General features: G+C 31.7%; 11 protein-coding genes. All 11 read left to right on the top strand.

Annotation, left to right across the window (positions count from 1 at the left end; translation table 11 throughout):
• The first annotated feature begins 9 nt into the window (after window positions 1–9).
• A complete protein-coding gene (locus tag M3P09_RS14255; RefSeq protein ID WP_249973655.1) occupies window positions 10–1,053 on the top strand; it encodes an NHL repeat-containing protein in 1,044 nt (347 codons plus the stop codon).
• Complete coding sequence (locus M3P09_RS14250) at window positions 1,050–1,832, top strand: chitobiase/beta-hexosaminidase C-terminal domain-containing protein (RefSeq protein WP_249973654.1); 783 nt, start codon at window positions 1,050–1,052, stop codon at window positions 1,830–1,832. Before M3P09_RS14255 ends, M3P09_RS14250 begins: the two co-directional genes overlap by 4 nt.
• An 11-nt stretch (window positions 1,833–1,843) precedes the next feature.
• Window positions 1,844–3,970 (top strand): c-type cytochrome domain-containing protein, encoded by a 2,127-nt coding sequence (locus M3P09_RS14245; protein ID WP_249973653.1) that lies wholly within the window; start codon window positions 1,844–1,846, stop codon window positions 3,968–3,970.
• A 42-nt stretch (window positions 3,971–4,012) separates the two neighbouring features.
• Entirely contained in the window at window positions 4,013–6,328 is a 2,316-nt protein-coding gene (locus M3P09_RS14240) for a GH92 family glycosyl hydrolase (protein ID WP_249973652.1), read from the top strand.
• A 252-nt stretch (window positions 6,329–6,580) separates the two neighbouring features.
• Window positions 6,581–8,050 carry an alpha-L-fucosidase gene (locus M3P09_RS14235; protein WP_249973651.1) on the top strand — a complete coding sequence of 490 codons (1,470 nt, stop codon included), beginning with the start codon at window positions 6,581–6,583 and terminating at the stop codon, window positions 8,048–8,050.
• A gap of 12 nt (window positions 8,051–8,062) precedes the next feature.
• Entirely contained in the window at window positions 8,063–10,291 is a 2,229-nt protein-coding gene (locus tag M3P09_RS14230) for a GH92 family glycosyl hydrolase (protein WP_249973650.1), read from the top strand.
• Between the two features lie 3 nt (window positions 10,292–10,294).
• On the top strand, window positions 10,295–12,517 hold the full coding sequence (locus M3P09_RS14225; RefSeq protein WP_249973649.1) for a glycoside hydrolase family 20 protein: 2,223 nt from the start codon (window positions 10,295–10,297) through the stop codon (window positions 12,515–12,517).
• Between the two features lie 5 nt (window positions 12,518–12,522).
• A complete protein-coding gene (locus M3P09_RS14220; protein WP_249973648.1) occupies window positions 12,523–13,359 on the top strand; it encodes an endonuclease/exonuclease/phosphatase family protein in 837 nt (278 codons plus the stop codon).
• Between the two features lie 24 nt (window positions 13,360–13,383).
• Complete coding sequence (locus tag M3P09_RS14215) at window positions 13,384–14,568, top strand: PNGase F N-terminal domain-containing protein (RefSeq protein WP_249973647.1); 1,185 nt, start codon at window positions 13,384–13,386, stop codon at window positions 14,566–14,568.
• Window positions 14,569–14,736: 168 nt separating this feature from the next.
• Window positions 14,737–16,347, top strand: coding sequence for a UxaA family hydrolase (locus M3P09_RS14210; protein ID WP_284041204.1), 1,611 nt, complete (start codon window positions 14,737–14,739; stop codon window positions 16,345–16,347).
• Between the two features lie 71 nt (window positions 16,348–16,418).
• Window positions 16,419–17,198: an SDR family NAD(P)-dependent oxidoreductase gene (locus M3P09_RS14205; RefSeq protein ID WP_099563970.1), complete on the top strand. Its 780-nt coding sequence runs from the start codon at window positions 16,419–16,421 to the stop codon at window positions 17,196–17,198.
• The last annotated feature ends 8 nt before the right edge of the window (window positions 17,199–17,206 follow it).

Below are 17,206 nucleotides of genomic sequence, written 5' to 3'. Positions count from 1 at the left end.
GATTAGAATATGGGCCGCAGAAAATTTTTAAAACAATCATCATTACTCTCTTTAGGTGTACTAGCGTATCCTATGTGTGGTAACGCATTAGAGTTTGGTTATAAAAACGATGTAATTATTGGACACAATTCGCATCGTTATAAAGTAGATATGAATTGGGGGAATCTAGATGCGTTAAAAACACCTGTAAAAGATTGCCATGAAATGGTTCAAGATTCAAAAGGAAGAATTGTTTTGTTAACCAATCACACTAAAAATAATATCATTATTTACGATAAATCAGGGAAGCTCATTACAACTTGGGGAACAAAATACCCTGGAGGTCATGGTTTAACTTTGGTTAAAGAAAATGGTGAAGATTTTTTGTTAATTACTGATTATGAGCGTCACCAAGTTATAAAGACTACAATAGACGGAAAAGTAGTTTTTGAAATTGACTATCCTGCAGATTCTGGAAAATATAATAGTAAAGAAGAATTTAAACCTACCGAAACAACGGTTTTAGAAAACGGTGATTTTTATGTGGCTGACGGCTACGGAAACCAGCATATAATGCACTATAATCATAAAGGTGAATTATTAAATACTTTTGGAGGTAGAGGTACGGAAGATTCTCAGTTTTTAAACGCTCATGGCATTTGTTATGATAATAGAGATAAGGAAAATCCATCACTTTTAATTTCAGCTAGAGAGATGAATGTGCTTAAACGCTTTAGTTTAGATGGAAAATATTTATCTTCAATAGATGTTCCAGGGGCTTTAATTTGCAGACCCGTAATTCATAAAAAGGATATTTATTTTGCGGTACTAAAATCCAGAAATGCTCCAAATAGTGATTCAGGATTTTTGCTAATTATGAATGAAAAAAACCAAGTTGTTTCATGCCCAGGAGCTACTTTGCCTGAATATAAAAACAATACTTTAGAAGAACTATATCAAACAGTAAGACTGTTTCAGTACCCACATGATGTTTGTATTGATGATGATGAAAATATTTATGTAGCACAATGGAACTCAGGTCAAACCTATCCTATAAAATTAACACGTGTATGAGGTTAATAAGCCTATGTTTTATGCTTTTTTTGCTGTCTAGCTGTAAACATGAAACTCAAACTAATTTTTTACAGAAAAGCAGTATTAGTTTAGCACAGCCAAGAGTAATAGCTAATAAAACGTTTATAGATTCTTTTGTAACTATAAAGGCAGGCTTAAAGGTTGAAGATGTGGATATTTATTTCACATCAAATGGAGATGAACCTAGTTTAATCTCACAAAAATACTCGCAACCAATTCAAGCTTCAAAACCAGGAGTATATAAATTTAAAGCATTTCATAGAGATTGGAAACCAAGTGAAAGCACAGCTATAACATTGTTAAAAAAAGGGCTATCTGCCAATTCTATTTTATGGCACACTAATGCATCCGAAAAGTATAAAGGTCAAGGAACTATAACAGTAATCAATCAAACTAAAGCATCGTTAAATTTTACAGATAGAGAATGGGTGGGCTTTGATACAACAGCCATTGCTACTATACAGTTTAATAAAAAAGTATTTATAAAATCTTTGACAGTTAGTTATTTAAGCGACCCAGCTTCATGGATTTTTCCACCTGAAAATATTGAAATATTTGTTGACAATGATAAAAAAGTAAACCCTGTTACGCCTTTAAAAGGATTTGTTGATAAAAACAATGAAACTATAAGTATTCCTATTGAAGCAGAGATTAAATCATTAAAGATTGAAGTCAAGAATTTGCAATCAATACCAGAATGGCATGAGGGTAAAGGACAAAAAGCTTGGTTGTTTATAGACGAATTAATTTTTAACTAGTATATAGTTTGATGATGATTAAAAATTTAAAACCACAAATTATTTTTATTATATGCTTGTTAGCATTTAATACTACTTATGCAAATAATGCAGAAGATGTTCCAAGATTTGTTCTAGCATTAGGGAGGTTTCATCCATTAATTTTGCACTTACCTATTGGAGCTTTGTTGCTTACCTTTTTCTTAGATATTATTGGCAGGTTAAAGAAAAATTATCCAAAAACAACAATTAAATATGCGCTTGGATTTTCATCATTCTTTTCAATTTTAGCTTGCATTTTTGGATACTTTTTGTCTTTAGAAGGGGGGTATTCCGAAGATGTATTAGATCTTCATTTTTGGACAGGAATCGCGTCAGCTATACTAATTACTGCATTATTTTTATTAGCGAATAAAAAAGAAAAACAAGCTAAACGATTGTTTTTTCCTCTTTTTGTTACTACCATTATTGGTATTAGCGTCGCTGGACATTTTGGAAGTGTTTTAACTCACGGAGACAATTATATTACAGAATATATTAAACCATTACCAAAAGCAAAAACTATAACTCATATTGATAGCTTAAATATGTATGATGATGTGGTTTTAAAAATATTTGATAATAAATGCATTGAATGTCATAATACTTCAAAAAGAAAAGGCGAGTTAGCATTACATTCTAAAGAAAGTATATTGAAGGGAGGCGAATCAGGAGATGTTATTGAGTTAGGAAATGCAGGTAATAGCATGCTTTACGAACATATTTTGTTACCTATTTCAGATGAAAAGCATATGCCGCCAGAAGGAAAACCACAACTTACTAAAGATGAAATTTGGTTAATACAGTATTGGTTAAATAGAAGCGAAAATATTGATACTAAAGTTATTGCTATGCCAAAAAGCGATACTTTAAATAAGCTACTAAATAAGTATTTGGTTTTTAATAAAAAGCAAATTGAAGAAGCTTCCTTTAGTGATATTCAAGCTGTAGAAACTACTGGTTTTTTGGTTAGAAAACTAGTGCCTAATAAGCCAGAGTTATGGGTAAAGTTTAATAAAGATAGTATTACGAAGAAATCTGTTAAAGAATTAGTAAATTTAAGAGAACAAATAGTAGAATTAGATTTGAGCAACTCTACTTTAACAGATGATATGACTTCAGAAATTAAAAAACTTAAAAATTTAGAAAAATTAAATTTAAGTAATACTGATATAACAGATAAAACCTTATTGAATATTAAGGAATCAAAATCACTTAATACATTAAATTTAGTAAAAACAAGTATTAGTGATAAAGGTTTAGAAAGCCTTTTGTCATCAATTGATTTAGAACGCGTTTATGTTTGGGAAACTAATGTGACTAAAAATGCAGCCGAACAAATTCAAAATAAATTCAATGTTAATTTAAATAATGGTGTTTCAGAAGGTTTTGTGAAAATAACACAGATAAAAGCACCAGTATTATTAACTAAAAATACGCTTTTTACTGATACACTATCTATTAAATTAGATCCCAAATTAAAAGGGACTAAAGTGTTTTATACACTTGATGGAGCCGAACCAGATTCTACATCTTTAGTATATAAAGATCCAATTTTAATTAATGCCACAACAAGTATAGCTATAAAGGCCTATAAAAAAGGATGGCTACCTAGCGAAACCAAGAAGGAAGATTTTATAAAAGTAACTCATAAAGTTGTTGATTATACTATAGTACACAAACCAGAAACTCAATATTTCGGACCTAAAAAACTATTTGATTTTAAACTAGGTTCCGAAAACTTTAAAGATGAAAAATGGAATGGCTATCTCGGAAACGATTTAAATACAACCATGGATTTGGGAGAGCCTAAAACTGTAAATACCGTTACAGTTAACTGTCTTGGGCGATCAAGAGACTGGATTTTGTTTCCTAAAAATATTAAAGTATTTGCCTCCTCAAATAAAACATCTGGGTTTAAACTAGTTGGTTCGTTGTCAATTGTTGAAGATGAAAAACAGGAATCAACGCTAATAAAAAAGTTTAATGTTAAAATGTCAGAAAACACTAAAGCGCAATATTTTAAAGTTATTGCTGCAAATCCAAAGGTGTTACCAAAATGGCATGAAGGTGCAGGTAACCCACCATGGATTTTTATTGACGAAATTATACTTTGGTAACTTTAATACTTAAAAAAACAGATTAACAATAGAATTTATAGAATGATAAAATTCACAGCAAAAATTATATTAATTACAGGTTTAACTCTCTTTATAGCATGCAATAAGCAGGGCGATACTATTGTTAAAAATGGGCAAGCTAAAGAACTTATTGATTATGTTAACCCACTCATGGGAACAGACTCAGATTTTAGTTTATCAAACGGAAATACATATCCAGCTATAGCTACGCCTTGGGCCATGAATTTTTGGACACCACAAACCGCTAAAATGGGTGATGGTTGGGCTTATAAATATGATGATAAAACTATACGCGGTATAAAGCAAACGCATCAACCAAGTCCATGGATTAATGATTATGCGGCTTTTTCTCTGATGGCTGTAACTGGAGATTTAAAGTATAAAGAAGAAGAAAGGGCATCATACTTTTCTCATAAAGCAGAAATTGTAAAGCCAAATCACTACAGTGTATATCTTGCAGATTATGATGTGACTGCTGAGGTTACACCTACAGAACGTGCATCACATTTTAGGTTTACATTCCCAAAAGCAGACTCGTCATACATTATGTTGGATGCATTTTTTAAAGGTTCAATGGTGAAAATTCTTCCTAAAGAAAGAAAAATTGTTGGTTATTGCCGAAATAATAGCGGAGGAGTGCCAGAGAATTTTCATAATTATTTTGTTGCCGAATTTGATAAGGATTTTGAAGTCAATCATACATGGGGAGACGATTGGAACTTGATTAAAAACTCTATGGAAAGTGAAGGAGAACATGTTGGAGCTATTATTGGCTTTAAAACAAAAAAGGGCGAACAGGTTCATGTAAAAGTTGCTTCATCTTTTATTAGTCAAGAACAAGCAATACTAAATTTAAAAACTGAAATTGGTAACGATTCATTCGAAAAAACAAAGGAGAAAGCTGCAAACGCTTGGGAAAATGAATTAAAAAGAGTTGTTATAGAAGATGAAAACATAGATAATATAAAAACCTTTTACTCTTGTTTGTATCGCGTATTATTATTTCCAAGAAAGTTTTATGAATACGACGCTAACGGAAGTGTAATTCATTACAGCCCATATAATGGCGAGGTATTACCTGGTTACATGTTTACCGATAATGGGTTTTGGGATACATTTAGAGCCGTATTTCCGTTTTTTAATATGATGTATCCTCAGCTGAATTCACAAATTATGGAAGGGTTGGCAAACACCTATAAAGAATCTGGTTGGCTACCAGAATGGGCAAGCCCAGGACATAGAGATTGTATGATTGGATCTAATTCTGCTACTATAATTGCCGATGCATTTTTAAAAGGAAATGTAAATGAAAAAGATGTAAATATTTTATTAGAAGCCATTTTAAAAAATGCAAATGTAATAGAAGGCAGGCCTGTAAATTCGGTAGGTCGTGCAGGAGGCGATTATTATAATGAACTAGGATTTGTACCTTATAATGTTGGTATTCATGAAAACGCCGCAAGAACTTTGGAGTATGCTTTTGCAGACTTTACCATTGCGAAAATGGTCGAAAAACTGAATAAGAAAGATTTAGCTGATGAATTTTATAAAAAATCTTATAATTATAAAAACTTGTTTGATTCATCAAGTAATTTAATGCGTGGCAAGAATGAAGATGGTAATTTTCAATCCCCTTTTAATCCTTTAAAGTGGGGAGATGCTTTTACCGAAGGTAATAGTTTGCATTATACTTGGTCAGTTTTTCATGATACCCAAGGATTAATTGATTTAATGGGAGGAAAAGAAAGTTTTGTAGCAAAATTAGATGAAGTTTTTGAAATGCCACCAGATTTTGATGCATCGTATTATGGGTTCACTATTCACGAAATTAGAGAAATGCAAATTGCTAATATGGGTAATTATGCACACGGTAATCAACCTATACAACACATGATATATTTATATAATCATGCAAATGCACCATATAAAGCCCAAAAAAAAGTACGAGATGTTTTAACCAAATTATATAGTGCTACACCAGATGGTTATTGTGGAGATGAGGATAATGGACAAACATCTGCATGGTATGTGTTTAGTTCGCTAGGGTTTTACCCTGTAACACCTTCTATAGATGAATATGTTATTGGAAGTCCATTGTTTAAGAAAGCTACAATTACTTTAGAAAATGGAAAAACTTTTGTTATATCTGCGCCTAATAATTCAAAAGATAATGTATACATTGAATCTGCATTATTAAATGGGAAGGTATGGAATAATAGTTTTATCAATTTTGAAGACATTCAAAGAGGCGGAGAATTAGAGTTTGATATGAATGCTACTCCTAATAAAAAATGGGCAAGTAATCCTGAAAATGTGCCTTATTCGTTAAGCAAATAAAACGCGTAAATAATTTGATTTAGGAGTTATACCGATTTGAGTTTTTCAACCAAATTCTATAAAAATAATAATAAATGTTATTAAAGTTTTTATAAAATAGAGCTAAAATGATCTTTTTGGGTATTATTAATAAAAGTGAACTAAATAAGTATATCCCTTTTATTTATTAAAGAAAAAAAAGTATCGGTTATAGCCATTTAATGTGTAGTTATTTCCCATCAGAAAAAATATTTTTGAGTAAAACAAAAACAGATGAAAAATTTAGTATTAGCATTATTAATTTCCACTTTTTCTTTTTCTCAAGCGATATACGAAGACGAACGATATGTACCAGAAACAGACCCATTAGTTTTAGAAAAATTAGATGAATGGCAAGGTCTTAAGTTTGGATTACTTATGCATTGGGGAACATATAGTCAATGGGGAATTGTTGAATCTTGGTCATTGTCACCTGAAGAATATGGTTGGTGCGAAAGAAAAAAAGGTAGTAACCCAGATAATTATTTTTTATATAAGAAGGAATACGAAGGACTCCAAAAAACATTTAACCCTGTTAAGTTCGATCCAGATAAATGGGCAAATGCTGCAAAAAATGCTGGAATGAAGTATGTGGTATTTACAACAAAGCATCATGACGGCTTTAGTATGTTTGATTCAAAATATACAGATTACAAAATCACATCACCAAATACTCCGTTTTCGTCACATCCTAAAGCAAACATAGCTAAAGAGATATTTAATTCATTTAGAAATGAAGGATTATGGGCAGGAGCTTATTTTTCTAAACCAGATTGGAATGTTAAAAGTTACTGGGACCCGTATTTCCCACCAAAAGATAGAAACGTAAATTATTCTCCTGTTGAAAACCCAGAAAAGTGGAACGAATATGTAGAGTTTACTCATAATCAAATCATGGAGTTAATGACGGATTATGGAAAAATGGATATTTTATGGTTAGATGGAGGTTGGGTTGCTAAAACCCCTAAAGCTGAAATTACTGAATGGTATAAGCATACTATTGATAATGCAGAAGAAGGTTATCTAAAACACCGTATTATTAATCAAGACATAAAAATGGACGAATTGGTTGTAAAAGCTAGACAAAAGCAACCAGGACTAATTGTTGTAGATAGAGCTGTTCATGGTAAAAATCAAAATTATTTAACTCCAGAAAATAGAGTGCCAGAAAAAACATTGCCTTACCCTTGGGAATCGTGTATTATTTCTGGTGGCGGATGGTCGTATACACCTAATGCTAAGTATATGAGTGGGAGAGAAGGCATACATATGCTAGTAGATGTTGTTGCAAAAGGAGGAAACTTGTTGCTTAATATTGCACCTAGCCCTGAAGGAGAATGGCAAAAAGGAGCATATAATTTATTAAAAGAATATGGCGATTGGATGAAAATAAATAGCTCAGCTATATATAATACCAAACCCTTAGCACCATATAAAGAAAAAAATATTTGTTTTACACAAGATAAGGAGGGTAATGTTTTTGCATTGTATTTAGCTAATGAAAAAGAAACTAAAATGCCTTCAGAAATTGTTGTAAATTCAATATCTCCTAAAAAAGGATCAAAAATCAAGTTATTGGGGAGCAGTGTAAATTTAAAGTGGAAGCCGCTTAAAAGCGGATTTAAAGTCAGTATTCCTAAAGCATTACAAAACAAACCACCTTGTGATAATGCTTGGGTATTTAAAATTTCAAAAAAGAAATAATATATTTTTAATATGCATAAATACTTTTTGTTATTAATATTTTCAGTTGCATTTTTATCATACAATCATGCGCAAAAACCAGTTGAATATGTAAATCCGTTTATAGGAACTTCAAATTTTGGAGCTACTAACCCCGGAGCTATCGCACCGCGTGGTATGGCAAGTGTATCACCGTTTAATGTTGCTGGCGCGCAAAATTTGCCTCTGGAAAAAGATAGCAGATGGTTGTCAAATCCGTATGTAAATGAAAACACATTTTTAACTGGGTTTTCTCATGTTAATTTAAGTGGCGTAGGCTGTCCAGATTTAGGCGTTATTTTAACCATGCCAACAACTGGAAAGTTAAATACTAATCACTTAGAGTATGGTTCAACTTATGGATATGAACTTGCCAAACCTGGATATTATAGTGTTAAACTTTCAAAATATAATGTAAAAACAGAAGTAACCGCAACAACTAGGGTTGGAGTTAGTAAATATTCGTTCCCTAAAGGACAATCAAACATACTTATCAATCTTGGATTGGGATTAACGAATGAAGAAGGTGCGTCAGTTAAAGTAGTTTCATCTACCGAAATTGAGGGCATACGCAATGTAGGATCGTTTTGTTATTACAAACCAGAAGAGTCTTATCCAGTTTATTTTGTAGCAAAATTTAGCAAACCAGCTGACGATTTTGGAGTTTGGAAAAAAACTAAAAAGTACAATGGAATAGAAGGGCAATGGATGCCTTACAACGGAAAAACGCGTTTATACAAAGATTACAGAAGAGAAGTTATTGGAGATAGCATTGGAAGCTATTTTACTTATCATTTTGACAAGCCTACCCAAGTTGAGGTTAAAATTGGAGTGTCTTACGTTAGTATAGAAAATGCTAGAGAAAATCTTGAAAAAGAAACCCAGAGTTTGAGTTTTGATGAGATTTATAAAAACACATCTTCGCAATGGAATAAACTATTATCTAAAATTGAAGTAGAAGGCGGAACAAAAGATGATAAAACCATTTTTTATACGGCTTTATATCATACACTGATTCATCCAAATACGTTGAATGATTTTAATGGTGAATATCCAACTATGGCCAAGAGAGAAACAGCTAAAACAGATGGAACTCGCTTTACAGTGTTTTCATTTTGGGATACCTATAGAAATTTACACTCGTTAATGTCTTTAATATATCCAAAGCAACAATCAGATATGGTAAAAAGCATGTTGGATATTTATGATGAAAGCGGCTGGTTACCAAAATGGGAGCTTAATGCTACCGAAACTACAACCATGGTAGGCGATCCTGCTGGTATTATTTTAACAGATACTTATTTAAGAGGAATTAAAGATTTTGATATTGAAAAAGCATATGAAGCTATGCGTAAAAGTGCTACACAGTTAGAAGAAAATCCATTACGACCAGGTATTAAAGACTATATTAAGAAAGGCTATTTAACAACAAAAACGACCAAAAGTGGTTCAGTTTCAACAACTCAAGAATATAATATTACAGATTTTGCTATTGCTAAATTAGCTCAAGCTTTGGGTAAAAAAGAAGATTATAAATTGTTTTCTAGACGTTCTGTTACATATAGAAATTTATTTGATAAACAATTTAACTTATTACGCCCAAAAAATGATGATGGCTCTTGGTATTCACCTTTTAATCCTAATAAAGGAGCTAATTTTGAAAAGAATTTAGGATTTATTGAAGGTAATTCTTGGCAATACACATTTATGGTATCACACGATGCTAGAACATTAATTAAGATGATGGGAGGTACCAAAAAGTATGTCGCAAAATTGGATGAAGTTTTTGAAAAGAAACAATTTGATATGGCTAACGAGCCAGATATCGGTTACCCGTATTTATACAATTATACAAAAGGTTTTGAATGGAAAACTCAAGAGCGTGTTACCAGTTTAATAAATGAATATTTTACTAACAAACCAGCTGGTTTACCAGGAAATGATGATACAGGAACAATGTCAGCGTGGTTAATTTATAGCATGATGGGTATTTATCCAATATCTCCAGCAGAGCCTTTGTATACTATTACTACTCCACGATTTGATAAAATAACAATACACTTAGATACAAGATATTATAAGAATAAGACATTAATAATTGAAAAAAATGGAACAGGGAATTTAAAATCATTTACTATTAATGGAAAAACTAATACCTCTTTTTTTGTAAGTCACGAAGCACTTACTAAGGCTTCAAAAATTCAGTTTAACTTAAAACAATAAGCAATGTTTAGTTTATTTAGTGAGTATATTGCCAAAGCTTTTAAATGCTTGTTAATTCTACTTTTTGTTTCTTCTTGCGAAGACAAAAATATTACTCTAGTTAATAAGGGAGCTTCAGATTATGAAATTGTAATTTTAGATTCTTCAACAAAGTATAGTTCTCAATCTGCTGAAATTCTTCAAAATTATCTTCAAAAAATATCAGGCATTAAAATAGATATTATTGAGGAAAGTTCGCAGAGCACCAAGACTCATAAAGTATATATTGGAAATGTTTTGAATGAGAATTTACAAGATCAAGAAATTAGTATTAAAACAGAAAACAAAAATCTAATCATTGCTGGAGGTTCAGATGAAGCATTAAGAAACGCGATTTATGAGTTTTTAGAGCGTTATTTGAATTGTAAATGGTATGCCCCAAATGTTGAAGATATTCCGAGTTTAAAAGCAATTACGTTGCCTTTAAATATAAACTATAATTACAACCCAGAAATTAAAACACGTACGGTGCATTCTAGATTGTTTTATGAAAATCATGACTTTGCTGATAAGCGTAAAGTAACTTATGAAGCTTTCCCTTTTTATGTACCAAATGGAAAAGTACATACCTTCCATCGTTTTTTGCCAGAAGAAAAGTTTTATAAATCAAATCCCGAATACTTTGCACTTCGCGGAAACAAACGCTTACCTACGCAATTATGTTTAACTAATAAAAAGGTATTAGAAATTGTAAAAGACTCAGTAAAAGCTATGTTTCAGCGTTACCCAGAGTCAAGTGTTATATCGGTAAGTAGTAATGATAATACTCAGTACTGTGAATGTGGAAATTGTAAAGAAATAGATAAAGAAGAGGGAAGTCATGCAGGAACAATGATTCGTTTTGTAAATGAAGTAGCAAAATCTTTTCCAGATAAAACCATTTCAACATTGGCATATCAATATACCAGAAAACCTTGTAAAACTAAACCTTTAAAGAATGTACTGATTACCTTATGTTCAATTGAATGTGATAGAAGTGCACCAATTACAGAAAAATGTACCGATTTCGCAGATGATATAAAAGGCTGGAGCGCTTTAACTGAAAATATTAGAATTTGGGATTACACTACACAGTTTACCAATTTTTTAGCACCATTTCCCAATTTTAATACGCTTCAACCCAATATTCAATTTTTTAGAGATTATAATACTAAGTGGGTTTTTGAACAGCACAGCAATAACCCGAGTGAGTTGTTTGAATTGCGTTCATATTTAATGGCAAAATTACTATGGAACCCTGATGCAAACGTTGATGATATTATAACAGATTTTACTAACGGATATTATCATGAAGCTGGTAGCTACATAAAATCCTATGTAGATTTAATACACAAAGAATTAAAAAAACACCCAGATTTTTTTCTGTTTTTATATGGAGACCCATCGCAAGCCTTTGATGCTTATTTAAGTCCAGATTTATTAAAACAATATGTTACTTTTTTTGATGAAGCCGAAAAAGCAGTAGCAGATAAACCTGAAATTTTAAAGCGTGTAAAAGTGGCACGATTAAGTACAGATTATGCGGTGTTAGAAGCTTGTAGAAAAAGTATTTCTGAAGATTTTAAACTTAGTGAAGACACTAAATCTTTGATTGAGAATTTTACATCCGTTAGCAGCGAAGCTAACATTGTATTAATGAACGAAATGGGTTATACGGTTAAAGATTACGGAAGTGCTTATGTAAAATCTATTCAAGTGGCTTTACAACCTAACATAGCATCTGGTAAAAAAGTAACTTTATTAACAAAGCCAAAAAAATATGCAAACGAAAACCCGCAAGCCTTAACCGATGGGGCTTTAGGAGGTAGTAATTTTTACTCCAACTGGTTAGGCTTTGAAGGCAATCATTTAGAAGCTGTTATCGACTTGGAAGAGGAGCAGGAAATTTCTACTGTTTCAACAGCATTTTTGCAGGTAACAAATCATATTGTTTTCTTTCCTAAAGAAGTTACTTATTATGGTTCAATTGATGGAAACAGATATTCAAAACTTGGAGTTGTTTTAAATGAAACGCCCTTAAACAAAAAAAGTAAAGTAAACGATATCCAGTATTTTAATTTAGAAACAAAACCATCTCGATTGAGGTATATAAAAATAAAAGCTGAAAATCATAAAAAAGCCCCTTATTGGCATCATGGTGCAGGATTACCATCTTGGGTGTTTGCTGACGAAGTCATTATAAATTAATAATTATGCTATTTAGAAAAGTAATACTAGCTCTTGCAATTTGTTTTTTTCAGGGAGCAATAGCGCAGTCTTATAAAGTAATGACATATAATATTAGGTATGACAATCCTAATGATGGTGATAATCAATGGTCAAAAAGAAAAGCTTTTTTAAGTAATCAAATTGCTTACAATAATCCTGATGTTTTTGGAATTCAAGAAGGATTAGAACACCAAGTAAAGTATTTAGATAGCATTTTTACTGAATATAATTATGTAGGAGTTGGTCGTGACGATGGCAAGACAAAAGGAGAGTATAGTGCCATATTTTATAATAAAGAAAGGCTTAGTATATTAAGTGAAGGTACCTTTTGGTTGTCTGAAACACCAAATAAGATTTCGATAGGTTGGGATGCTTCAATGGAGCGTATATGTACTTACGGGCTTTTTAAAATTAAAGATAGTGACCAGCGTTTTTGGGTCTTTAATGCACATTTTGATCATATTGGTAATGTGGCAAGAGAAAAGAGTGCTGAACTGATTATTAAAAAAATCAAAGAATTTAACATCAATAACTTACCAGTGATTGTAATGGGAGATTTTAATTTAAAACCTGAAACCAAACCGATTCAATTATTTTCAAAAGTTTTAAATGACACTAAAAATGTTAGTGCATTAAAATCTTTTGGACCAACAGGAACTTATAACGGTTTTAATTTTAACAAACCAGTTTCAAATAGAATTGATTATGTTTTTACGAGTAAAAAAAATATTAAGGTACTTAAATATGCGGTTTTAAGTGATAATAAAGAATGTAAATACCCATCAGACCATTTGCCAGTTATAATAGATTTTGAATTTTAGTACCTTACAATTATTTAGTTTAAAATGAAGATTAGAAATATTTTAGCAATCAGTTTATTATTGTTTAGTACTTGTGTTTTTGGACAAGAAAGTAATTTTGAAATAAATGTATTTAACAAGCAACCATTAAATTTTAATGGCGAAAAAGGCCTAGATATAGAAACGCGTATGTTACAAAGTGGGCGTGTGGTTTATAAAAAAATAACGACGCCAAATTTTCCTAAGGGAACTGATGTAAATATAAAATTAACAGTCCGTTCTAATGGGGACCGTTGGGATAAATCAGGATCTTGTTTTGTTGTCTCCGACCCAAAATTAATTTCAATATTAGATGTTTCATTGGGGCACAAAAAGTTTCCTGAAGGCTCATTCAATATTGAAAATCATCCAGGTATTGTCTCAGGGAAAACCTATCAACCAGTAATAGAGTTAATGCGATTTATGACACCTTTTGGTGTTGGTCATTATAGTGATAATAGAGTAAAGTACCGTAGACCAGTGTATATACCAAGTTGGGAAAAACAAGTGGTTTGGGAACACGATATTTCGCAATTAAAAGACGTGGTTTCTGGTAGCTTTTATATAGGCGTTTGGATAGACTCTTGGACTGCTGAAGGGTATAATTTTGATTTGAAATTATCATATTCTAATCGAGAAAGAAAAACACTTAAAGTGTTACCATTAGTCAATACGATACCTTACGTTAATGGACAAAGTATCCCTGATATTTTTGCTAAAAAACCTTTAACCCATTCTTTTCGTTTAGATGAAGATGTAAAAAACGCAAAATTACACTACATAACAACAGGTCATGGCGGTCATAGTGGAGGCGATGAATTTATCAAAATAAAAAATAGCATTTACTTTAATAATGAATTAGTATTAGATACTATTCCGTGGCGAGATGATTGCGCATCTTTTAGACGATTTAATCCAACTTCTGGTGTATGGATTAAAAAAGATTCTGCTGCTTATTATGATTTTGAAACTAAAAAGAGAGCTATAAAAGTAATTGAGGAGCGTATAGCATCATCAGATTTATCACGCTCAAATTGGTGTCCGGGTTCATCTGTAAAGCCTATGATTGTTAAATTAGGCGATTTAAAGAAAGGAGAACATCAACTTAAAATACAAATACCAGCAACACCAATTGATGGAGATAAATTAAATCATTGGTTAGTATCTGCTTATTTAACTTTTGAAGAATAATTCTGTTTTTACACTATAAATACCATTTCGCTGCAAAGAAAGTATTAGTTTAGGTATTTTAAAAGGTAGCAACACATATACATCTATATTATTTTTGTTTGTATTGCGTATGAACGCTTTAATAGTAACATATGTAACATTTTACTTGCTAATCTTATTATTGATATTTTGAAGAAAAATCTAATTATATCTCCTAAAGATAATGTCTCAGTTGCATTAGTTTCTATAAAAAAAGGAGAGAATTTTTCAGTTAACGGTTCTAATATTGTTATTACCGATGATATTCCTGTAAAGCATAAGTTTGCTCTTGAATCTTTAGATGTTGGAGATATAGTAACAATGTACGGTGTTCCTGTAGGAAAAGCTATTAAATCTATTGAAGAAGGAGGTTTAATAACAACTGAAAATTTAAAGCATGTAGCTGCACCTTATCAATATAAAAACACCAATTATAATTATGAAAAACCATTTACCAATGGCTTAGATAGAAAAACGTTTTTGGGTTACCATAGAAAAGATGGACAAGTAGGAACTTCAAATTATTGGATTTTCGTTCCAATGGTATTTTGTCAAAATAGAAATCTTAAAGTGTTAAAAGAAGCTTTTGAAGCTGAGTTGGGTTTTAAAAAAGAAAATCCCTATCGTCTTAAACTAAGAAGTTTAGTTAATGGTAATTCTGAAATACCTTACGAAGAAGAAGTTTTAAACCAAAAAGTATTTAATAATATAGATGGGATTAAGTTTTTAACTCATGAAGGAGGTTGTGGAGGAACAAAAGATGATGCTCAAGCTTTGGTGAACTTATTAGCAGGCTATATTAAAAACCCTAATGTTGCTGGAGCAACAGTGATGAGTTTAGGCTGTCAACATGCCCAAATGAGTATGCTGCAAGATGCTTTACATGAGCGTTTTAGTACTGATAAGCCTGTACTGTATTTTGAGCAACAACAATATGCTACTGAAAATAATATGCTCACAGAAGCAATAAAAGAAACTTATACAGCATTAGAGAAAGTAAATCAAATTGAAAGACAACCTACTCCATTAAGTAAGTTAAGTATTGGCTTAGAATGTGGCGGTTCTGATGGGTTTTCAGGAATTACCGCCAATCCACTTATGGGTGTCGTTTCTGATAAAATTAATGCTATTGGAGGAAAAAGTATTTTGTCAGAATTTCCAGAATTATGTGGTGTAGAGCAAGACTTAATTGATAGATGCCCGAACGAAGATGTAGCAAAGAAGTTTATTTATATTATGGAGAGTTATAATGGTCAAGCCAAAAAAGTTGGTTCGGGCTTCGATATGAACCCATCTCCTGGTAATATAAAGGATGGTTTAATTACTGATGCTATAAAATCAGCAGGCGCAGCCACTAAAGGAGGACGTGCACCAGTTGCTGATGTTATCGATTACGGAGAGTATGCTACAAAGCAAGGCTTAAATTTATTATGTACCCCAGGTAACGATGTTGAGTCTACTACAGGCTTAGCAGGTTTTGGAGCTAATATTATATTGTTTTCTACAGGGTTAGGTACACCCACAGGCAATGTTATCTGTCCAGTAATAAAAATATCATCAAACTCTATGTTGCCTGTAAAAATGAAAGATATTATTGATTTTGATGCAGGGCGAATGATTTCTGAGAACGTTTCACAAGAATCTCTATCAGAAGAACTTATAGACTTAATCATTGAAGTTGCAAGTGGTAGGCATCAGACATGTGCAACAAAATTAGAACAGGATGATTTTATACCTTGGAAAAGAGGTGTTTCATTATGATTTTATTAAATAAAGATAATTATTTTAAAGTATCCAACTTGGGCTTTTCATTTATCAAAAAATAGTATAAAATGTCAAAATTCAATTTACAAGGAAAATCAGCTATTATAACAGGCGGAGCAAGTGGTATAGGGGAAGCAATTTCTAAAACATTTGCACAACAAGGTGCCTACATTCATATTTTAGAATTTAGTAAAGAAAGCGGAGAGCAAACGGTAAAAGAAATTAAGAATGATGGAGGAGAAGCTAATTTTTACCAATGTGATGTTTCCAACCATTTGCAAGTAAAAAATATTATTGATGAAATTGCTAAAAATAATAAGATAGACATATTAATAAACAATGCAGGAGTTGCGCATGTTGGTAATGTTGAAAATACTTTTGAATCAGATTTAGACCGCGTTTATAATGTTAATGTAAAAGGCGTTTATAATTGTATTTATGCAACGGTACCAAAAATGAAAGCGCAAGGTGGAGGTGTTATTATTAATATGGCATCAATAGCATCGTCGGTTGGTATTTCAGATCGTTTTGCCTATTCCATGTCTAAAGGAGCTGTTTTAACAATGACTTACTCTGTTGCTAAAGATTATTTAGATAGTAATATCCGTTGTAATTGTATTTCTCCAGCAAGAGTGCACACGCCTTTTGTAGATGGATTTATTAAAAAGAATTATCCAGGAAAAGAAGACGAAATGTTTGATGCACTGTCAAAAACACAGCCCATTGGTAGAATGGGGAAACCTGAAGAAATAGCAAATTTAGCTTTGTACTTATGCTCAAATGAAGCATCATTTATAACAGGAACTGACTTTCCTATTGATGGCGGATTTATAAAACTAAATGGTTAAAATTTTGA

Source organism: Jejuia spongiicola (genome assembly GCF_023502325.1).
Lineage (GTDB): Bacteria > Bacteroidota > Bacteroidia > Flavobacteriales > Flavobacteriaceae > Wocania_A > Wocania_A spongiicola.
The sequence above is the reverse complement of the archived record's forward strand: the minus strand, read 5'-3'. Positions and strand labels throughout refer to the sequence as shown.